This is a genomic window from Herbidospora mongoliensis (assembly GCF_001570545.1).
GTDB lineage: Bacteria > Actinomycetota > Actinomycetes > Streptosporangiales > Streptosporangiaceae > Herbidospora > Herbidospora mongoliensis.
In genome coordinates this window covers 577988-597470 of record NZ_BBXD01000010.1, presented here as the reverse complement: position 1 = coordinate 597470, position 19483 = coordinate 577988, and the positions used below count along the sequence as shown (strand labels likewise).

Genomic DNA, 19483 nt, shown 5'->3' with positions numbered 1-19483 from the left:
GTCGAACTCCTGACCCACAACCCGCCATCTCACGGTCGGACTCCTGATGCGGTCACCGATGCGATCGCGATCAGCAGGGTGCCGCCCAGCAGGACCGAGATCGCCGCCGCCGGGCTCAGTGCGGCGAAGCCCGGCTCGCCGGTGGCCACCACGGCAACCATGGCGAGCGCGGTGGCCAGCCGGGCGGTCTCGGCGCCGAGCATCAGCGAGCGGGCGTCGCGGCGGTCGACGTACACCCCTCCCGGCAGGTAGAGCACCAGGTAGGGGACCATGCCGACCGAGGCGATCAGGCCGGCCGCGACCGGTGACTCCAAGATGGCCAGGGCCAGCAGCGGGTAGGCGATCGCGGTCGCCCTGGTGCCGAGGAACGAGATCGTCGATCCCGTCCAGAACAGGATGTAGGCCCGGATCACGGACCGAGGGCGTGCCGGATGTCGGGGTCGGCCGGGTCGAGGTCGTGGGCCCTTCTCAGGTCCTCCTGGGCCGCCTCCTCCTCGCCGAGGGCGCGGTGGGCGACGGCGCGGTTGAAGTAGACGGCGGCGTTCTCGTCGAGTTCCAGGGATCTCGTGAGGTCGGCTATCGCGCCGACGGGGTCGCCGGTCTCGTACCGGAGGATGCCTCGGTTGGCCCAGATCGAGGCCAGGTCGGGGGCCCCGGCGAGGGCCACGTCGAAGGCGGCCATCGCGGCCGGGTGGTCGCCCTGGGCGGTTTCGAGCTGGCCGAGCACGGCGTGCAGGTGAGGGTTGCGCGGGTCGAGGGCCAGGCCCGCCCGCACGTCGCCGCGGGCGGCCTCGTGGTCGTCGAGCATCTCCAGGATGCCGGCGCGGTTGACATAGGCGTTCAGGAAGCCGGGGTCGAGGTCGAGCACGTGGTCGAAATCGGCCCTGGCGCCCGCCAGGTCGCCTTGGCCCAGGCGGAGTTCGCCTCGGTTGTAGTAGGCCTCCGGGAGGGGCGGGCTGACCTCGATCGCCGTCTCGTAGTCGGCCAGCGCGCCGTCGGTCTGGCCGAGGCGCAGTCGAAGGTTGCCCCGGTCGAGGTAGTGGTCGGGGACGGCGGGGTCGTACGCGATGGCGCGGTCGAGGTCGTGCAGGGCCTCTTTCGGATGGCCCGTCGTGGCCAGGAGCTGGGCGCGGTTGGCCAGCAGCACCATGCGGTGCAGCGGGTGGGCGTCGTCGGGGAGCTCGCCGGCCAGAGTGATGGCCGATTCGACCAGGTCGAGGGCGGCGTCGAGGTGGCCTCGGCGGAGTTCGATGAGGGCCTTGCCGTTCTGGTCGAAGCCCAGCTTGAAGGCGCGTTCGTGCGGGTCGGGCAGGATCGTGGAGATCGCGATGGCCTCGTTGATCCAGCCGGTCGCCCGGCCCAGGTCCCGCTGGGCGGGGTCGGGGTGGCGGGCGTCGAGCATCGCGGTGCCGTAGGCCGACGCCGCGTGCACGGCGGGGTCGAGGCTGGTGCGCCGCGCCTGGTCGTACACGACCAAAGCTTCTGAGGGGCGGCCGAGGCCGCCCAGAGCGGTGGCGGTGCGTTGCGCGAACCGCCACCAGGCGGGCGAACCCGGTTCGGAGAGTGCCATGCCCCGGCGCCCGAGGTCCACGACGGCGTGCAGGAAGCCCTCGCCCACGCAGCGGTCGACGGCGGCCCAGATCGCTTCGGCGGCGGCCGCCGGATCGCTCCCCCGCTCCAGGTGAAAAGGCAGTGCGCCGAGCATCTCCGCAGGTCCGAGCTCTGCGGCGCGGCGGTCATGGAGGCACTTCCGGACGGCCGGGTCGAGCGCCTCGTAGGCCGCCCAGGCCGCCGGCTGGTCGGTGGTGCCGTCGGAGGCGATCACGTCTTCGGCCGCCGAGGAGGCTTCGAACATGACCACGGTGACGCCCGGCAGCCGCCGGGACAGCACCTGGAGTAACTCCAGGTCGGTCGGATCCGCCTCGTGGACGTTGTCGGCCACCAGCGAGACGCCTTCCGGCATGACTTTCAAGGCCAGCTCGGCGATGCCGTTGGCCAGGCGTAACGTGCGGCGCGGCGCCGGGACCAGGATGCGCTCGTCGTCGGGGAGCGTCGCGTCGATCGGACGCCGTCTCCCCGGGACAGCCTCGCGCAGGCCCGGGAGGACGGCGTCGATCTCGATGTCGAATCGGTCGGCAAGACCGGGGGAACGCTCCATCGCCTCGGCCACGAGCACACGGAGCAAGGCTCCGCCGAACGTGTACGGCCCGCGTAGCCGCCGATGCGCGTTGACGGCGGCCATGAACAGAGGTGGCGCTCCCAGACTGCGGAGCGCCGCCAAGCGGTCACGAGAGAGATCTCCCCGAACCCAGATCTGCCGAGGCCGGGCCCTCACCCCTTGTGGATGACGCTCGCGGTCCCGGTGAGTTTGACCGTGCCGGGCTTCCGGACAATGATCTTCTTCATCGTGCCTCTTTCCCCGCCAAAGAGTTCCCCACTTTGGGCAACAACGCACAATTATTAGTACGAATGTGCGTTTAGCCAATAGTCGAGACCGACTATCTGGGGGTGAATTGCGAAGAACGGGCAGAAGTCAGGACTTTCTCCCCATAAAGCACAACCGAAACGCCTTTTTCCTCCCTGCTCACTTCGCGCCATCCATACTTTCGATAGAGGGCCATCGCGGCCCCCTGCTGCAGGGTGGTGTCACCACGCAGCACCGAGTAGCCGAGTTCGCGGGCCCGGTCTTCCAGGGTCTCCAGGATCAACGCGCCGTAGCCGCGCCGCTGGAAGTCGGGATGGACCCGCAGGCGGCACATCTCGGCCACCTGGTCGTCGACCCGTCGCAGCCCGCCCATCGCGGCGATGTGACCGCTGGGCACCTCGCCGACCAGGAACTCACCCCGATCCTCCAGGTAGATCTCCTTGATCCGGGGGAAGTCGTCGTCGTAGTAGACCCCGCCGCCGGGAGTCAGCCCGACCTGGGCCAGGCTGACCTGGTGCAACGCCCATACCTCGTCGAGATCCGAGAATCGGTATCGGCGGACCCGTAGAGGGGCCGTCACGTGTTCGCCGGGAGGTCGTCGAAGTTGATCATCGCGCGCTTCAAGGCCTCGTCCTTCAGCTCGGCGAGGCCCGCCACCTTGTCGCCGTTCTTGGTGGTGATCGCTCTGATCAGGTCATGCACCCGGCCCATGACCAATTCCGTGCGGTGAATGTTCTCGATGCGGTGCAGGGCGTCGAGTCCCTGCTTGGCCGCCTCTTCCGGGTCGCCCTCCAGCAGCCGGCACATGGCCAGATCGATGCGGATGAGGGTCTGGTCGAGTGGCTCGCCGGCGTATTGGCCCAGGGCCTGTTCCAGCACCACGTCGGCCTCCAGCGTCTCGCCCAGCTTCACGAGCACGTCGCCCTGGTAGAAGTAGAGCTGCCGCTCGGTGTAGCCGAACGCGGCGTCCTCCTGCTCCGAGGGCACCATCTGGGCGAAGGCCGCCCGAGCCCGCGACAGGGCCCGCTTGGCCTGCTCCACGACGTCTTTCTTCTGGCCGGTCGCACCGGCCAGCATCGCCAGCGCGCGGGCCTCCACGACAGGGGCCATCGTCTTGGCCGCGCACGGGGTCTGCCCCGCGAGATCGCGGCTCTTCTTCGCGAGGGTCAGGGCCTCGCGCGGATCGCCGTAGTAGAGCGGCACCAGGGATTCACGGGCCGTCACCCAGGCCCGCAGCGCGCGGTCGCCGGTCTCGTCGGCGGCGGTGCGCCCGGTGCGGAAGAAGGTCCGGGCGAGCCGATGGTCGCCCAGGTCGATCAGGATCATGCCGGTGAGGCCCGATAACTGCGCGGCCATGCGGCACAGCCGCTCCTGGAGGTCGACCGGCTGGCGCCGCTCCAGCGCCTTGCGGACCGCGGCGAACTCCAGTTGCACATCGCAGAGCAGGCGTAAGGGCGGGGTGTTCATATATTGGCGGCCGAAGCCGATGGTGGCCTCTTCCCACTGGTCGAGCATCGCCGGGGAAACCGTGGCCGACACCATGACGTCGTCCATCTTGCGCCGGTTGTTCTCCGTGGCCGCGAGCACCCGGGCGTCGAGCCCGACCGCCCCGGCACCGGCACCACCGGCGAGGAGCTGCAGCAGCGTCCTCCGTAGCACGTTCTCGTCCTCCTCGCCCCCGCCCTGCGCGGTGCCACCGCCGTCCGTCTGGAGCAGCAGTTCGCGCGGGACCGGGGAAACGTCGGGTCTTGCCTCTTGGGGGTCGCCACCGCGTACGACGCCCGGCATCCGGTGGCCGTGGCCACAGATGCACGGACCCTCGTATCCGAGGGCGACCGGTTCAACCCGGTAGACGGTGCACAGGTAATGGAGGTATTCGGGCCCGGGCCGCTTGAGCCCCGACTCGTACGCCGACAGGAGGGTCTCCCCGATCCCCGGAGGGTTCTTGCCGTCTCGCTCGAAGAGAGCGCGTACCTGTTCGATGACGTCGGCCAGTGCGATGCCGTACGAGAGGCGGTGGCATTTGATCCGGGACGTACCGAATTGAACCGAGCACGCCTCGAAGATCTCTTCGGCGATGATCGGCAGACTCCGCCCGTTGGCCAGGCCTCTGGCCCGCACCCGCCGGGCGGTCTCCGTTTCCTTGTGCTGCCTGCCGGACATACCGGCCCCTCTCCGTGGCCGGCCGTACGCGCCGTCCACATGTCCCGACCGGTCCACAATTCGTTGACACAGCGTAACCTTGGGGTTGCACTACGCCCAGGAGAAATAATGGACCAGATTTGGTGTGGCCCGGACCTGCAATAGAACGTGCTGATAGAGGATCGTCCACCGGCGGACGACATTCTTCAACCCACTTGGTGTTAACCGCATCCAACAGCCACTTATCACCTCGTTGACCCGTCAGGCCCGGTGAGTCATCTTTGGCCAACCAGCCCCGAACGCAGGGTTCGGGTGGCGGGAGAGGAAGGACGAACGTTGGGGGAGGACGATTTCGGGCATCTGGAGCGACTCGCTTCGGAGCTCGACTCGCGGGGGCTCCTCGCACGAGTCGTAACCACCCAATCGGGCCGGACCTTCGTGCGAGTGATCAACCCGAAGGCGACGAGTCTCACTGAGAACGTCGTCTGCAAGTCGGCCGACTACTGGTGGTCTTGGGGGGAGCGGATGCATCGAGTTGATGATCCGGCCGGGGCCGCCACGAAAGTCGCCCGCGTTCTCGCCGCGGTGGGCGAGTAGATCGCAAACGGCGACGGGCCGGGTGAAGCGCAGTCACCCGGGGCCCGTCGCCACCGCCGCGGCTTCACGGAGCCGGCGGGCGGCCCGGTGCGGAACGTTCCCTCGGGGACGTTGTGGCCGGCCCGCCGGCTCCGAATTCACACGGTAATTCCCACGGTTTTCCCCGGTCCGCCATCCGCTGGTACGGGTGGCGCTGGGGGGGATCCCCCTCTCGGAGAAAGGCATGAGACACGCTTCCGGGTGCGCGTCTCCGCCCAGCTGACCGCCACACGAGCACCTGTCCCTCCGCCCTCCGCGGCCCGGCGAGACGATGCTCACGTCCCCCGGCGTGAATGTGACGGCAGCCGGTTCGATCGGCAGTATTGGGTGCAGGCCTGCCCGATTCCGACCGAACCGATCCGAGGGGGATCCACTCCGTGTTCCTGCTCTCCCCGAGCCCGATCCCTACCCCCACTCCGTCTCCTACGCCGCCGGGTCTCATCCCCGACGCCAAGGAGGCCGCGAGTGCGCTGTGCAGTACAGACGACTTCGGGCTCTGCAACCTGATGAGCAGCCTCATATCGAACGGCGATTGGGCCAAGATCATCGCAGGCCTGCTCAGCGCGACCATCGCGGTCGTGCTGATCCTCGTTGTCGCACTGATACTGCGGGCCATCGTGCACCGCCTGATCAAGCGCGTCTCCAACCGCGCCTCCTCCGTGTCGATGCCGGAGAGGCTGCGCTCGCGGTTCGGCGGCCCGCAGGAGGGCCTGGACGCGATCCTCGCCGAACGACGCCGCCAGCGCTCCGAGACCCTCGGGTCGGTCTTGCGGCACGTCACGTCAATAGTGATTCTCGGCACCGCCCTGCTGATGGTCATCTCCCGGCTCGGCCTTGACCTGGCGCCCCTGCTGACCAGCGTCGGAATCCTGGGCGTCGCCATAGGGTTCGGCGCCCAGGAGCTCGTCAAGGACTTCATCGCCGGCATGTTCATGCTGATGGAAGACCAATACGGGGTTGGCGACGTGATCGACGTCGCGGTGGCCACGGGCACCGTCGAGGCGGTCAGCCTGCGCATCACCCGGGTCCGCGACGCCGACGGCAAGGTCTGGTACGTCCGCAACGGCACCATCACCCGCGTCGGCAACGAGTCCCAGGGCTGGTCGCGCGCGCTCGTGGACGTCCCCGTCGCCTACGACTCCGACGTGGCCCAGACCAGGGAACTCCTGGTCGGCGTGACCTCCGAGATGTGGGAGCACCAGGATTATCGCGACATCATCATCGTCGAGGAGCCCCAGGTCTTCGGCATGGAGCAGATCTCCGGGACGGCCATCGTCTTCCGCGTCGTCGCCAAGACCGCGCCGGGCAAACAACACGAGGTGGCGCGCGAGCTGCGTACCCGAATCAAGAGGGCCTTCGACGAGCGCGGGCTGGCCATCGCGACGATCGCGTGACACCGGCACTCGGGAGCTGTTTTAACCTGAGACGGTGAGTAGCGAGCAGACGTTTTACGATCTTGTCGGCGGCGAGGAGACCTTCAACCGCCTGGTTCACCGATTCTACGAGGGCGTCCGCGAAGATCCGCTGCTCAAACCCCTCTACCCAGCAGACGACTTCGAGGGCGCCGAAGATCGTCTGCGCATGTTCCTGGTGCAATATTGGGGTGGCCCGAATACCTACAGCGTGGAGCGCGGCCACCCCCGGCTGCGGATGCGCCACGCCCCCTTCGTGATCGGCGAGGCCGAGCGCGACGCCTGGCTGAAGCACATGGGCGACGCCGTCAACGAGCTCGGGCTCCCCGCCGAACAGGAGAGCAAGCTGTGGCAATACTTGGTTTACGCCGCCCAAAGCCTGGTAAACGCATGAGATGACTTCTCCCTGGTGGCGCGACGCCGTCGTCTACGAGATCTACGTCCGCAGTTTCGCCGACGCCTCGGGAGACGGCGTCGGCGATCTGCCCGGAGTGACCAGCCGTCTCCCCTACCTGTCGGAGCTGGGCGTCGACGCCATCTGGCTGACGCCGTTCTACAAGTCGCCGATGGCCGACGGCGGTTATGACGTGGCCGATTACCGCGACGTCGATCCCACCTTCGGGACGCTCGCCGATTTCGACACTCTCGTCGAGAAGGCCCATGGCCTGGGGATCCGGGTGATGATCGACGTCGTCCCCAACCACAGTTCGATCGAGCATCCGTGGTTCCAGGAGGCGCTGCGCGGGATCAAGCGCGACCGCTACCTGTTCCGGCAGACGACCAACAACTGGCAGTCCGTCTTCGGCGGACCGGCCTGGACCCGCGTCGCCGACGGCTCCTACTACCTGCACCTGTTCGCCCCCGAACAGCCCGATTTCAACTGGCGCAACCCCGAGGTCCACGCCGAGTTCCTCGACGTGCTGAGGTTCTGGCTCGACAGGGGCGTCGACGGCTTCCGGATCGACGTGGCCAACGGCCTCTACAAGGCCGAAGACCTGCCCGACACCACCGCCGGGTTCGTGTCCGACAGCCCGATGTCCAGCAGGCCCGAGGTCCACGGGGTCTATCGGGAGTGGCGGGCCCTGATGGACTCCTATCCCGGTGACCGGGCGTTCGTCGGCGAGGTCTGGACCGACACTCCGGAGGACCTCGCCCTCTATGTACGTCCGGACGAACTCCACCAGAGCTTCAGTTTCGCCTGGCTGAAGGCGCCCTGGTCGGCCGACGCGTTCCGCGCGGTGATCGACAAGACCCTGACCGAGATCACCGCTCCGACGTGGGTGCTGTCCAGCCACGACGCGGTGCGCCACGTCACCCGCTACGGCGAGGGATCGCTCACGCCGTCGGGCGGGGTCGACCGGGCGAAAGCCGCCCTCCTGGCGATGCTGGCGCTCCCGGGGTCGGCTTATCTCTACCAGGGGGAGGAACTCGGTCTCCCCGAGGTAGTGGAAATTCCCCCGGACAAGCGTCAGGACCCCATCTTCTTCCGCACCGATGGCGAACTGCCCGGCCGCGACGGCTGCCGGGTCCCGCTGCCGTGGTCAGGCTCTTCGAGCCCTTATGGCTTCGGCACGGGGGAATCATGGCTCCCCCAGCCGTCGAGCTGGGCGCTGCTCTCCGCCGAGCGGCAGTCCGACGATCCGACCTCGACGCTGTCCTTCTACAAGGCGGCCCTCGCCTGGCGGAAGCGGATCATGGAAGGCGACGCGATCGAGTGGCTGGCCGGTCCCGACGACACACTGTTCTTCCGCCGGGGCTCGGTGATCTGCGCGATCAACTGCGGGGACGTCGCGGTCGATCTGCCCGGCCACAAAGAGGTGCTGCTGGCGTCGGCGCCACTGGTCGGCGGTCAGCTGCCGCCTGACGGCGGGGCCTGGCTCCTCGCCTGACCTCGGACACGCCCGGAGGGCGTTTGTCCCGAGGAGGAAAGAATTCCACCCACGCGCTTCTCCCGCGGACATCCACCCCGGGCGGAGAAATCTCCACCTCGGAGCAGAAATCCGTCAAGCGCTCCGCTCCGACGCGTAGGGGAACAGCACACCATCGGCGGAGACCACGGAATCGGTGTCGTCGACGAACGCGACCCGCACCGGGCGTCCGTGATCAGCCGAACGCCGCAGAACGGACGGCCCCGAGGTCGGCGGCCGGTGCTCGTCGCCCCACTGCTGCAGGGCGGCGAGCACCAGCAGCAGTTTCTCGCCCGCCGGAGTCAGGTGGTAGCTGTATCGGGTTCGGGCGCCCGGCTCGCGATAGGGCTGCTTCTCCATGACGCCCGCCTCCAGCAGGATGTTGAGGCGGTTGCTGAGGATGTCCGGGGCGATCCGCAGGCCGGTTCGGAAGTCGGCGAAGCGGGTCACCTTCCGCAGCGCCGCCTCGCGCAGGATCAGAATGGTCCACTTGTCGCCGACGACCTCGATCGTGCGCGCGATCGAGCACATCTCTTCCGGCGCGCAATTGACATCATTCATGTCAACCAGCCTAATCCCTGAGTAGCACATTCCTACCCAGTGGGCGGGGGGTTACCGGGCTGCCGGCAGGCCGGGATAGAGCTGGTCGAGCGGGCCGGAGAGGGCGGCTCGGGCACCGCGGCTCGTGTCGTCGGCGACCACTTCGAGGGCGCGCGCCGCAACGCCGTCCAGAGCCAGACCGGCGACCCACGCGGGGTCGACCTTGTTCGCGCTGTCGACGTAGTCGGCCATGTCGGTGTCCATGTAGCCGACGTGGAGGGCCGTGACGTCGATGCCGGCGGGGGCCAGTTCCTGGCGGATCACGTTGGTCATGGCCAGTTCGGCGGCCTTGGCCGCGCCGTAGCCGCCGTAGGACGGATAGTGCACCCAGGAGAGGACCGACAGGACATTGAGGATCGCCCCTCCTCCATTGGCGGTGAGGACGGGGGCGAAGGCGCGCGTGACGCCGAGAGAGCCGAAGTAGTGGGTCTCCATCTCCAGTCTGATGTCGGCGAGGTCGCCGTCGATCAGTCCCACGTGCGTGCTGACGCCGGCGTTGTTGATCAGCAGGGTGACGTCGGGCGCACTTTTCGCCGCCTGTGCCACCGAGGCGGGGTCGGTGATGTCCAGCTGGAGGGGCACCGCTCCCGGCAGATCGACCGAGTCGGGGCGCCGGGCGCCCGCATAGACCTTCTTGGCCCCACGCTTGAGCAGCTCGGCGGCCAGGTGGCGGCCCAGACCGCGATTGGCCCCGGTCACCAGTGCGACGGCGTTCTGGATGTCCATGTCTACTCCCCCTGAGTTCTGAATACCTATCCAGAACCTAGCCTACCTGAGTAGGCATGTCCAATTCAGGTGTCGCGCGCAGAAGGGCGGGAACGGCCAGAAGGCCAGTGACTACATGCCATGCGCGCGCAGGTCTCGGCCCGGCCGACGCGCCGCCCCGGTCGAGCCACACGGCGCGCATGCCCGCCTCGGCGGAGGCGGTCACGTCCTCCACGAGGTGATCGCCGACATGGACGCATTCCCGCGGGCGGACGCCGAGTCGCGTCGCCGCGTGTCGATAGATCTGCGGGTCGGGCTTCCGGTAACCGCACTCGGCGGCGACCACGGTGCAGGCCAGGAGGCCAGTCAGTCCGAGCAGCTCGGGACGGGAATTCCCGTTGGTGATCAGCGCCAGCCGATGGCCCATCGCCTTCAGTTCGCGCAGGCACGGCAGCGCGTCGGGATAGAGCGTGACTCCGGCGTGCCGGGCGCGCATGTATTCGGCGTGGACCCGCCCGGCGAACCCGGCGCCCGCGCCGGTCCGCTGGGCACACTCCTCGAACGCCACCCGCCGGATGTCCTCCATCAGCGCGTTCGCGAACTCAGGCCGGCCCGCCACCACATCGCGGACCTGGGCCAGCCACACCGCCGTGACCGGCCGGCCCTCCAGGGTCACCCCTTCGGCCGCGAACAGCTCCGCCGCGAGCGCCAGGGCCCGGCGCATCGCCCCCTGGAAGTCCCACAACGTCTCATCGCCGTCGAAGGTGATCACTGACACGTCACCGGCCGTCACCCGTCTCGGCATGCCCCGCGCGGTGGTCGTCTAGTCTCCTCTTCGTGATCGCCAAGCTGCAGTGCGTGGTTCTGGATTGTGCTGATGTGAACGAGCTGGCCTGGTTCTACGCGTCACTCATCGGCGGGGTGGTGAACCGGCCGGACCCGCGCTGGGCACTCGGTGACACCTGGGCGACCCTGCACACCGACAGCGGGCTGGTGTTCGCCTTCCAGCGCGTGGACGACCATCGCCCGCCCCGCTGGCCGGATCCCGCCCGCCCGCAGCAGGTGCACCTCGACCTGGGGGTCCCCGACCTCGACCGGGCTCACGACCACGTCCTCAAGCTCGGCGCCACACTGCTGGACACCGGCGGCGACAGACGCGGCTGGCGGGTCTACGCGGACCCGGCGGGGCATCCGTTCTGCCTCGTCCGGGAATGACGTCCGGGCTACCTTCGGAGGATGGATTTACGAGCGGGCATGACGATCAGCGTCCGGACGCGCCGGGACGTCGTGGTCGTGGATCCGGCGCGTTTCCTCGCGGCAGCGCGGGCGGCGTTCCGGGAGCTCCACCCTGACGTCAGCGACGAGGAGGCGGCCGAGATCGTCGCGGATGTGTATGACGCGGTCGGTGTCCTGCTGGACCTGGACGGAAAGCTGGCGGCCGACGCGCCGGAGATGCCGATCGGGTGCCGTGGAACGCCTCCGGGCCAGCGCGTGCTCGACCGGCCTGACGGTCTGTCCCTGGCGGGCGAGCTTCAGCAGATCGTGCTCGACGATCCGATGCCGTTGCAGGACTACGGCGTCTTGGTGCCCGAAGATCCGTTCGCCCTGCCTTCCTGATCGTGGCGCCGGAGATCTGTCGTCGCGGCGGGGAGCGGGAACGGGCGGTCGGCGCCGGGTGCGGGGTGAGGCGCAGGCGGCGGGCGGGGTGGGGGTGGGCGGAGCCGTAACGGAAGAAGATCTTCAATGAGTTCAGCTTCCGGCCCGGGGCCCTCTCCAGGGCTGACGAAGACCCGTGTCGACGGCGCCAGAGCATGATGCCCGGCAGGTTTCTGCTCCGCAGCCAGAGTTGGCGACCACGAATTCGCCGGTGGGGCCCGACAGGCTGAAGGTCGCGATCAGGCGGGACGCCGCGTAGGCGACCTGAGCGAACCGACGCGAGAGGGCTTGACCCGTGCAACGGATCAAGCCCTCTTCACTGTCGAACGATCAGTCGCGGGTCAGCTTCCGGTAGGTCACCCGGTGGGGCCGGGCCGCGTCGGCGCCCAGGCGCTCGATCTTGTTCTTCTCGTAGTCGGCGAAGTTGCCCTCGAACCAGAACCAGTTCGAGCCCTCTTCCCAGGCCAGGATGTGGGTGGCGATCCGGTCGAGGAACCACCGGTCGTGCGAGGTGATCACCGCGCACCCGGGGAACTCGAGGAGCGCGTTCTCCAGCGACGACAGCGTCTCGGTGTCGAGGTCGTTGGTCGGCTCGTCGAGCATCAGGACGTTGCCGCCCTGCTTGAGGGTCAGCGCGAGGTTCAGGCGGTTGCGCTCGCCGCCCGACAGCACGCCGGCCTTCTTCTGCTGGTCGGGACCCTTGAAGCCGAACGCGGCGATGTAGGCCCGCGACGGCATTTCCACGTTGCCGACCTTGATGAAGTCGAGGCCGTCGGAGACGACCTCCCACACGTTCTTCTTCGGGTCGATGCCGCCGCGCGACTGGTCGGCGTAGGAGATCTTCACCGTGTCACCGATGACGATCGCGCCCTTGTCGGGGGTCTCGTCGCCGATGATCATGCGGAACATGGTCGTCTTGCCGACACCGTTGGGGCCGATGATGCCGACGATGCCGTTGCGCGGCAGGTCGAACTCGAGGTTCTCCATCAGAACCCGGTCTTCGAAGCCCTTGGTCAGGTGTTCGGCCCGGATCACCGTGGTGCCCAGGCGGGGGCCCGGCGGGATCTGGATCTCTTCGAAGTCGAGCTTGCGGTGCTTGTCGGCCTCGGCAGCCATCTCCTCGTAGCGCTGGAGACGGGCCTTGCTCTTGGTCTGGCGGGCGCGGGCGTTGGAACGCACCCACTCAAGCTCGTCTTCAAGACGCTTCTTGCGCTTGGCGTCCTTCTGACCTTCGACCCGCAGACGCGCGGCCTTGGCCTCGAGGTAGGTCGAGTAGTTGCCCTCGTAGGGGAAACAACGGCCACGGTCGAGCTCGAGGATCCAGGTCGCCACGTTGTCGAGGAAGTAACGGTCGTGCGTGACGGCCAGGACGGTGCCGGGGTATTTCTCGAGGTGGGACTCCAACCAGTTGACACTCTCGGCGTCGAGGTGGTTGGTGGGCTCGTCGAGCAGCAGCAGGTCGGGCTGCTCCAGGAGCAGCTTGCACAGCGCGACGCGGCGGCGCTCACCACCCGAGAGGGTGGTCACCTCGGCGTCGGGCGGCGGGCAGCGCAGAGCGTCCATCGCCTGCTCGAGCTGCGATTCGAGATCCCACGCGTTGCGGTGGTCGAGCTCGTCTTGCAGTTTGCCCATCTCGTCGAGCAGGGCGTCGCTGTAGTCGGTGGCCATCTGCTCGGCGATGGCGTTGAAACGGTCGAGCATCGCCTTGGTCTCGGCGACGCCCTCCTCGACGTTCCCAAGAACGGTCTTGGACTCGTTGAGCGGCGGCTCCTGCTGCAGCATGCCCACGGTGAAACCGGGCATCAGGCGGGCATCGCCGTTGGAGGTGGGTTCGATCCCGGCCATCATGCGCAGCAGAGTGGACTTGCCCGTTCCGTTCGGGCCAAGCACCCCGATCTTCGCTCCGGGCAGGAAGGACAGCGTGACGTCGTCAAGGATCACCTTGTCGCCGTGTGCTTTGCGCACGCGCTGCATGGTGTAGATGTACTCGGCCATGCAAACAAGCTTAGTGCCAACTCAGCACGCGGTTGCTGGCTTACCTCCGGACGGGGGCATCTGCTGGGCCGGCAGGCAGACCCGATCGCGCCCGAGCTCCTTGGCCCGATAAAGCGCCAGGTCAGCGGCGGCCAGCAGCTCAATGAGATCATGCCCGTGGACGTTCATGATCGCGACCCCCAGCGAGATCGTGACCGTGATCATCGCATCGTCGGCCGGCACCGCCATGCGGCCGACGCGGCTGCGCAGCCGCTCGGCCACCCGCCTCGCCTCGGCCAGATCGGCCCGTGGCAGCAGGACCACGAACTCCTCACCGCCGAACCGCCCCACGACGTCGTAGTCGCGCAGCTGGCTGCGCAGCGTGGCCGCCACCCCGACCAGAACCTGATCGCCGACGAGGTGCCCGTAGGTGTCGTTGACCCGCTTGAAGTGATCGATGTCGACGATCAGCAGGGCGAGCATCTCGCCCGTTCGGTGGGCCCGGACGATCTCCGTGTCGGCCTCCCGCTGCCAGGCGGCCGCGTTGAGCAGCCCGGTTTTGGGGTCGGTGCGGGCGGCGGCCTGGAGCTGGGCGTGCATCAGGCTGCGTTGCAGCAGCATGACCGGCGGCAGCGCCAGGACGAGGAGCAGCATGTTGAGCCCGCACATGATCGCGACGATCAGCCCGAGACACAGCTCGACCGTGTCGAGTAGCAGGCTCTCCCGATCCCACAGCACGTCGCGCCAGCGGAGGTCGGGATCGGCGGTGTGGGCGGCGACCGCGATCAGGCCGGTGTTGAGGATCGTGAACAGCGCCGCGCAACCGACGGCCAGGACGATCGGCCACCCCACCCCCTCGGTCAGCCGGGCGGGATCGTCGACCTGCGAGTGGAAGACCAGCGAGGCGGCCCCCGCCGCCAGCCCGATCGCGGCCGAGGTGACCACGCGCCGGTAGGCGACCGTGGCACGGACCCGCAACTGGAGCAGGATCTGCAGCGGAATCGGCGCCAGCAGCGCGTAGACCGGCGGCAACAGCAACGCCACCGGCAGCCACCAGGCCGAGAGCAGGTCACGGGACACCCCGGCGGGCATGCCGAGCCGCCGGGTCGCCTCGATGCACACGGCGCCACAGGCCATCAGCGAGCAGAACACCAGCAGATCGCCGATCGAGGGGACGGTCCCGAGGGCCAGCCCGACGATCGCGGCGAGATCGATGGTGACGATCAGAAAGAGATAGCCGACCAGCGGGCGTCGCTGGGCCATCAACGGCCAGCGGCCCGCCCGTGACGGAGGCCCCCCGATTGGTTTGGCCGAGGTCTGACTGGGCGCTGTCATCCGCTCCCCCAAACGCTTCTCATCCGCTGAACGCAGCGTCTCACGATGTGTAACACAATAGTTGCGGAGTGTGCGGCGCGCGACGGGAACCGCTACCTTGGGCGAGGTGGTCATCACATTCCGATGGCCGGCACGGAGGTAACCGCTCAATCGGAGCGGGTTGTGCGTGGAAAGGAGCAGCCATGGCTCGGGGCGTTGTCTGGACCTGATCTGTCTGGTGCTCTAGCAGCGACACGTTTAGTCGCCATCGGCCGTCCTCCCCACGCTGGTAAGACAGCGTTCGGGGTACCGGCCGCGCACGGCCGATGCCCCCTCCATCGCGCACCAGCGACCGTCTCTCAGATGTACAGCTAGTAGATGGCCGCTTCCGGATCTCCCCATCCGGAGCGGCGAACCGGGTCCCCCAACTTTTCCTGGACCTGAAGATCACTAACCAGATCTGGCGCACGACTGCCAGGTCTGGTTTTTGGGTTTTCCGGCGGTGTTCGGGGTTGTCCACAGGGCTTCTGGCGCGATCAGGGTTATCCACAGAGCCGGCTTCTGTCCGAGTCGCCCCGAGGAGAACGGGCGAATGTTGTGCCGAGCCCGGCGAGGGTCCGGGCAGACGGAGGACAGAGAGCAATGAGCGAGATCTACGTGACGCTGACCGGCAACGTCACCGACGACCCCAAGCAGTTCACGTTCGGCGACGGGTCCCGGGCCACCTCCATGCGGGTGGCCGTCGACCGCCGGGTGCTCGACCGCCAGTCGCAGACCTGGCGTGACGGCGAGACGACCTTCTACACGGTCCGGTCTTACCGGGGGCTGGCCGACCACGTCGCCCAGTCGGTCCGGCGGGGCCAGCCGGTCGTGGTGGTCGGCAAACTCCGGGTCAAGCAGTTCGAGCGCGAGGGCGAGCAGCGCTTCTGGGTCGAGGTGGAGGCCACCTCGGTCGGCCACGACCTGAAGTGGGGCATCTCCACCTTCGAGCGCCCGGCCCGTGGCGTCTCGCGGGGGCCCGCCACCGACGACGACCTGCGGGGGATGGAAGACGACACCCGCGACTGGGAGCTCAACACGCCCGGCCTGCGCGTTCTGGAGGGCGGCGCGGGCGAGCCTTCGGAGGACGACTCCGAGTCGTGGCCCGAAGAGCTGGTTCCGGCGGCCGCCTGACCATCCGAACCGCCGACTTGTCCAGCTCACCTGAGCAGGTCGGCAGTCGGCGCGGGACGCGGTTCGATCAGCCTGCCATCCCAGGTCAGGCTGATCGATGGGTCCCGTGGCCGCTAGCGGCGCGAGGTGTCCAGGGCCGCGAAGTAGTCGTTGTATCTGGTCAGTTCGCGTTCGACCGGTTCGATCACCAGGTCCTGGGCCACGGCCGCCACGCGGCGGCGCATTTCGCGCTCCAAGCGGTCGCGCTCCTTGCCGGCGGCCATGACCACGAAGTTGCGGCTCGCGACGGCGGAAAGGAGGCCCACGCCCAGCACGCTGACCATCATCAGCAGCACCCACGGGAGGGCGGCCACGTCTCCCAGCAGCTCGGCGGGGGGTTCACCGGCTTCGAGCACCCCGTAGACCAGGATCGCCCCCGTCACCCCGAGGCCGGCCACGAACAGCAGCACCAGGAGGTACTGCCAGGTCTTGGCCAGCCGCCACCAGCCGGGCACCCGGTCGAGCGGCGGCGCGATCTCGGCCAGTTCGTCGGTCAGCACCTTGGGCAGCTGGCCCGACCGGGAGCGGGCGGCGTCGCGGACGGCGTCCTGCCAGGGTTCGGGCATGCGCTGGGTCAGGCCGTCCGACAGGGCCTGGACGGCGTTGTCGACCTCGGCGGGCTGGGCGCGCACCGATTCGGAGACGAGGCTCCGGATCTCCTCTTTCACGTCGCCGAGCTTCAGGTGCTTCAGCGGGTCGCCCTGGAATCGGGCGGCCCAGCGGGCCCAGGGCCAGCCGACGAAGTCGATCGAGCGGGTGCCGTGGACGTTCTCCAGGGCCTCGCCGACGGCGGGGGAACCTACCGCGTCGCACAGGGCGTCGGTCAGGCCGGCCCGGCGGGCGGGGTCGATGGCCGGGTCGACCTTGAGCATGGCCGGCATGTCCTTGGCCAGGCGCAGCATCAGGCGGTCGAGGTCGGCCTCGATGCGCAGGTAGCCGGCCCGGCGGGCGCTGACCGACTCGGCCAACTCGGCCCTCAGGTCGACGATCCCGCCGCCGGTCACGGCCGAGGTCGCGACCACGCGGGGGTTCTCGACGCCTTCGCGGGCCAGCAGGGCGCGGAGGTCGGCGAGGCATTCCTCGACCTCGTCGGGGGTCAGGCGGTCGGCCTGGTTCAGGGCGAAGACGGTCACGGCGTCGTGGCCGGCGAGTTCGGTCACGTAGCGGCGGTGGGTGGAGGCGTCGGCGTACTTCTGGGGGTCGAGGACCCAGACGATCAGGTCGGCGGCCGTGATGAGGCGGTCGGCCTCGGTGTCGGTGAGGGCGCGGATGGAGTCGTGGTCGGGGAGGTCCATCAGGATGAGGCCGTGGAGCTGGCCGTCGTCCTTGTCGAGGGCGCTGGCCCGGGAGAAGCGGTGGCGCCACTGGATCTGGAGCCAGTCGAGCAGGGGGGCCGCGCCTTCCAGGCCCCAGACGCAGGCGTGGGTTCGGGCCGTGGTCGGACGGCGGACGCCCGTCGGCGACAGTTCCAGGCCCGAGATGGCGTTGAACAGGGAGGACTTTCCGCTGCCCGTCCCGCCTGCCAACGCTACGACGGTGTGGTCGGGGGAGAGTTTGAGGCGGTTGCCGGCCCGGATGATCAGTTGGGTCGCCTCGGTCAGCAGGTCGGCGTCCTCGCGCCCCTGGCCGAGATCGACCACCCTGGTCAGGGCGGCCAGCCGCGTGCCGAGGCCGTGCCTGGGCTCGGCGGTTATCGTCATCTGGCTACCTCAAGGTTGTACGTGGCCTGGTAGAGGCGGGTGGCCGCGGCCTCGTCGGGGATCCCGGCTCCGTCGAGTGCGTCGACGTAGCGGAGCGTCTCGTCGTCGAACAGTAAGCCGATGCGGGCGCGCAGGTCGGAACGGGCCTTTCCGCTGATGCTGCGCAGCGACTCGGCGCCGAGCAGGCCGCGCAGGAGGCGCTGCGGCAGGGCTCCGTTGCCGCCGGGGGCGTCGCCGGTGCCGTAGCCGAGCAGGCCGACGGTGAAGATCAAAGCGAGCGACTCCACGTCGAAGGAGACCAGACGGGCGACCGACCGCTTGGTCACGCCCTCGGTGCGGACCAGCTCGGTCACATGGTCCTGCCAGGAGGCGACCATGCGGGCGGTGTGGCGGTCGATGTCCTCCTCCGGGCGGCCCAGGCCCGGCAGGGCGGCCAGGCGGTCGCCCGCTCCGGCGCGCTGGCGCCAGCGGGTGACGACCTCCTCGGAGGCGCGGTGGACGGCGGTGCTGATGACCGATTCGAGGCCGCTGCGCAGGGCGCCGCGCAGCGCGCCGATGCGTTCGGGGCCGTGGTTCTTGGCTTTGCGGATCTGGAGGGTGCGCATCAGGTCGCCGGAGCCGGCGAAGTCCTGCCAGCGGGCCAGCACCTCACCGCGCAGCAGCGAGCCGTCGCGGGTCGACTCCTCGATCTCGGACAGGGCGCTGGAGAACGCGGCGTCGATGTCCGAGCGCAGGTCGGCACGCAGCGCGACCTGGGTCTCCAGGTGGCGGGCCAGCGCGGGGACGCGGGCCCGGAAGCTGTTGAGCACGCCGTTCAGCGTCGCCTGGACGGCCAGCGCGCGGCGCTGCTCGTCGACGGAGAGCTCCGACAGCCACATGCGGAGGTCGGCCACCTCTTCGTCGGGCAGCCTGCCGTTGGTGACGGAGGTCTCGTTGATGATGAAGCGCTCCACCTCGCCGAGGCCGTATTCGTCGAGCATGCGGGTGAAGTGCTTGGAGATGACCTCGCGGGACCGTGCGGGGACCCGGGACAGGACGATCACCAGGCGGGCGCCGCGTTCCTTGGCCAGCTTCAGCAGGCCCCACGAGGGGGCGTCGGCGTAGCGCGAGGCGCTGGTGACGAAGACCCACAGGTCGGCCGCGTCGAGCATGCGGTGGGCGATGTCGTGGTGTTCCTCGACGACCGAGTCGATGTCGGGGGTGTCGAGCAGGGCCACACCGTGGGGCAGCCACTTGGTGGAGGCGACCACGATCGAGTCGGCGCCGGGGCCCTCCCCCGGTTCGTCGACCCGGGTGAGGCCGCTCAGCAGCGTCCCCTTCTGGAACCACAGTTCGTCGGCCGGGTTGCAGACCAGGACGGGGGTGCCCGTGGTGGGGCGGCGGACGCCGGTGGCGCTGACGGTCTGCGCGGCGAGGGTGTTGACCAGGGTGGACTTCCCGGCCCCCGTCGATCCGGCGACGACGATCAGGGCGGGGGCGGTGCTCATGTGGACGCGGGGGATCACGTAGTCGTCGAGCTGGGCCAGCACCGCCGCCTGGGATTTGCGGGCTTCGTCGGCGCCGGGCACGTCCAGGCCCAGATGGAGGCCGGTGACGGCCTCGCGGAGCTGGCTGAGGGCGTCGGTCAGCGCGCTGGACACCTGCTCGGGGAGGTCGAACTCCTCCTCCTCTTCGGAGAAGTCGTCCTCGACAGATGGTTCTTCTGGCGGTTGATCGTCCGTGATGGCCCGGAAACTGAGCGTCTGCTCGCCGGGCGACTCGGGTTCTTCCTCGGGCATGACGGCCTCGTCTGCGGGTTCG

At 68.8% G+C, this 19483-nt stretch carries 18 protein-coding genes; 7 read left to right on the top strand and 11 right to left on the bottom strand.

What is annotated here, in order from left to right; all coding sequences use genetic code 11:
• Positions 1–29: 29 nt before the first annotated feature.
• The 4 genes from AW272_RS11575 to AW272_RS11560 all read right to left on the bottom strand — a co-directional run bounded on the left by AW272_RS11575 (position 30) and on the right by AW272_RS11560 (position 4588).
• On the bottom strand, positions 30–413 hold the full coding sequence (locus tag AW272_RS11575; RefSeq protein ID WP_066363591.1) for an MFS transporter: 384 nt from the start codon (positions 411–413) through the stop codon (positions 30–32).
• Positions 410–2242 (bottom strand): tetratricopeptide repeat protein, encoded by a 1833-nt coding sequence (locus tag AW272_RS11570; RefSeq protein ID WP_083958220.1) that lies wholly within the window; start codon positions 2240–2242, stop codon positions 410–412. Before AW272_RS11570 ends, AW272_RS11575 begins: the two co-directional genes overlap by 4 nt.
• Positions 2243–2498: 256 nt before the next feature.
• Positions 2499–2945, bottom strand: a complete 447-nt coding sequence (locus AW272_RS11565; protein ID WP_245657427.1) for a GNAT family N-acetyltransferase — start codon at positions 2943–2945, stop codon at positions 2499–2501.
• A 56-nt stretch (positions 2946–3001) separates the two neighbouring features.
• Positions 3002–4588: an NsdA family TPR-like regulatory protein gene (locus AW272_RS11560; protein WP_066363587.1), complete on the bottom strand. Its 1587-nt coding sequence runs from the start codon at positions 4586–4588 to the stop codon at positions 3002–3004.
• 315 nt (positions 4589–4903) lie between these two features.
• Between AW272_RS11560 and AW272_RS44030 the strand changes: the two genes are divergently transcribed.
• The 4 genes from AW272_RS44030 to AW272_RS11540 all read left to right on the top strand — a co-directional run bounded on the left by AW272_RS44030 (position 4904) and on the right by AW272_RS11540 (position 8504).
• The gene (locus AW272_RS44030; RefSeq protein ID WP_066363586.1) at positions 4904–5164 is read left to right on the top strand and encodes a hypothetical protein; all 261 of its coding nucleotides are present in this window, start codon (positions 4904–4906) and stop codon (positions 5162–5164) included.
• A 416-nt stretch (positions 5165–5580) separates the two neighbouring features.
• Positions 5581–6597: a mechanosensitive ion channel family protein gene (locus tag AW272_RS11550; RefSeq protein WP_066363584.1), complete on the top strand. Its 1017-nt coding sequence runs from the start codon at positions 5581–5583 to the stop codon at positions 6595–6597.
• A 34-nt stretch (positions 6598–6631) separates the two neighbouring features.
• Complete coding sequence (locus tag AW272_RS11545) at positions 6632–7009, top strand: globin (protein ID WP_066363581.1); 378 nt, start codon at positions 6632–6634, stop codon at positions 7007–7009.
• A 1-nt stretch (position 7010) separates the two neighbouring features.
• Positions 7011–8504, top strand: coding sequence for a glycoside hydrolase family 13 protein (locus AW272_RS11540; RefSeq protein ID WP_066363578.1), 1494 nt, complete (start codon positions 7011–7013; stop codon positions 8502–8504).
• Between the two features lie 114 nt (positions 8505–8618).
• Here AW272_RS11540 and AW272_RS11535 read toward each other — a convergent pair whose 3' ends face one another.
• The 3 genes from AW272_RS11535 to AW272_RS11525 are packed head-to-tail and all read right to left on the bottom strand — an operon-like array spanning position 8619 to position 10632.
• A complete protein-coding gene (locus tag AW272_RS11535; protein WP_066363576.1) occupies positions 8619–9083 on the bottom strand; it encodes a winged helix-turn-helix transcriptional regulator in 465 nt (154 codons plus the stop codon).
• A 51-nt stretch (positions 9084–9134) separates the two neighbouring features.
• Positions 9135–9848: an SDR family oxidoreductase gene (locus AW272_RS11530; RefSeq protein WP_066363574.1), complete on the bottom strand. Its 714-nt coding sequence runs from the start codon at positions 9846–9848 to the stop codon at positions 9135–9137.
• Positions 9849–9885: 37 nt separating this feature from the next.
• Positions 9886–10632: an HAD family hydrolase gene (locus AW272_RS11525; RefSeq protein ID WP_066363569.1), complete on the bottom strand. Its 747-nt coding sequence runs from the start codon at positions 10630–10632 to the stop codon at positions 9886–9888.
• 32 nt (positions 10633–10664) lie between these two features.
• On the opposite strand from AW272_RS11525, the gene AW272_RS11520 reads away from it, so the two are divergent.
• Together AW272_RS11520 and AW272_RS41925 are read left to right on the top strand one after the other, a co-directional pair.
• Positions 10665–11042, top strand: a complete 378-nt coding sequence (locus AW272_RS11520) for a VOC family protein (RefSeq protein ID WP_066363567.1) — start codon at positions 10665–10667, stop codon at positions 11040–11042.
• A gap of 21 nt (positions 11043–11063) precedes the next feature.
• Positions 11064–11444 carry a hypothetical protein gene (locus AW272_RS41925; RefSeq protein WP_157518477.1) on the top strand — a complete coding sequence of 127 codons (381 nt, stop codon included), beginning with the start codon at positions 11064–11066 and terminating at the stop codon, positions 11442–11444.
• Between the two features lie 369 nt (positions 11445–11813).
• Here AW272_RS41925 and ettA read toward each other — a convergent pair whose 3' ends face one another.
• Entirely contained in the window at positions 11814–13478 is a 1665-nt protein-coding gene (ettA, locus tag AW272_RS11510; protein ID WP_066363562.1) for an energy-dependent translational throttle protein EttA, read from the bottom strand.
• A 21-nt stretch (positions 13479–13499) separates the two neighbouring features.
• On the bottom strand, positions 13500–14720 hold the full coding sequence (locus tag AW272_RS11505) for a GGDEF domain-containing protein (protein ID WP_245657425.1): 1221 nt from the start codon (positions 14718–14720) through the stop codon (positions 13500–13502).
• Between the two features lie 693 nt (positions 14721–15413).
• Here AW272_RS11505 and ssb point away from each other — a divergent pair.
• Positions 15414–15944 (top strand): single-stranded DNA-binding protein, encoded by a 531-nt coding sequence (gene ssb, locus AW272_RS11500; RefSeq protein WP_066363560.1) that lies wholly within the window; start codon positions 15414–15416, stop codon positions 15942–15944.
• A 113-nt stretch (positions 15945–16057) separates the two neighbouring features.
• On the opposite strand, the gene AW272_RS11495 is transcribed toward ssb, so the two are convergent.
• Positions 16058–17683, bottom strand: coding sequence for a GTPase (locus AW272_RS11495; RefSeq protein ID WP_066363556.1), 1626 nt, complete (start codon positions 17681–17683; stop codon positions 16058–16060).
• Complete coding sequence (locus tag AW272_RS11490) at positions 17680–19461, bottom strand: GTPase family protein (RefSeq protein ID WP_157518476.1); 1782 nt, start codon at positions 19459–19461, stop codon at positions 17680–17682. The genes AW272_RS11495 and AW272_RS11490 overlap by 4 nt, the downstream gene beginning before the upstream one ends.
• Between the last annotated feature and the right edge of the window lie 22 nt (positions 19462–19483).

Excerpts from the sequence above, each read along its gene's own strand:
- AW272_RS11540 (WP_066363578.1), top strand. The coding sequence starts at position 7,011 with ATGACTTCTCCCTGGTGGCGCGACGCCGTCGTCTACGAGATCTACGTC.
- AW272_RS11505 (WP_245657425.1), bottom strand. The coding sequence starts at position 14,720 with ATGGCCCAGCGACGCCCGCTGGTCGGCTATCTCTTTCTGATCGTCACC.
- AW272_RS11525 (WP_066363569.1), bottom strand. The coding sequence starts at position 10,632 with ATGCCGAGACGGGTGACGGCCGGTGACGTGTCAGTGATCACCTTCGAC.
- AW272_RS41925 (WP_157518477.1), top strand. The coding sequence starts at position 11,064 with ATGGATTTACGAGCGGGCATGACGATCAGCGTCCGGACGCGCCGGGAC.
- AW272_RS11495 (WP_066363556.1), bottom strand. The coding sequence starts at position 17,683 with ATGACGATAACCGCCGAGCCCAGGCACGGCCTCGGCACGCGGCTGGCC.
- AW272_RS11490 (WP_157518476.1), bottom strand. The coding sequence starts at position 19,461 with ATGCCCGAGGAAGAACCCGAGTCGCCCGGCGAGCAGACGCTCAGTTTC.
- ettA (WP_066363562.1), bottom strand. The coding sequence starts at position 13,478 with ATGGCCGAGTACATCTACACCATGCAGCGCGTGCGCAAAGCACACGGC.
- AW272_RS11560 (WP_066363587.1), bottom strand. The coding sequence starts at position 4,588 with ATGTCCGGCAGGCAGCACAAGGAAACGGAGACCGCCCGGCGGGTGCGG.
- AW272_RS11535 (WP_066363576.1), bottom strand. The coding sequence starts at position 9,083 with ATGAATGATGTCAATTGCGCGCCGGAAGAGATGTGCTCGATCGCGCGC.
- AW272_RS11570 (WP_083958220.1), bottom strand. The coding sequence starts at position 2,242 with ATGGCCGCCGTCAACGCGCATCGGCGGCTACGCGGGCCGTACACGTTC.
- ssb (WP_066363560.1), top strand. The coding sequence starts at position 15,414 with ATGAGCGAGATCTACGTGACGCTGACCGGCAACGTCACCGACGACCCC.
- AW272_RS11530 (WP_066363574.1), bottom strand. The coding sequence starts at position 9,848 with ATGGACATCCAGAACGCCGTCGCACTGGTGACCGGGGCCAATCGCGGT.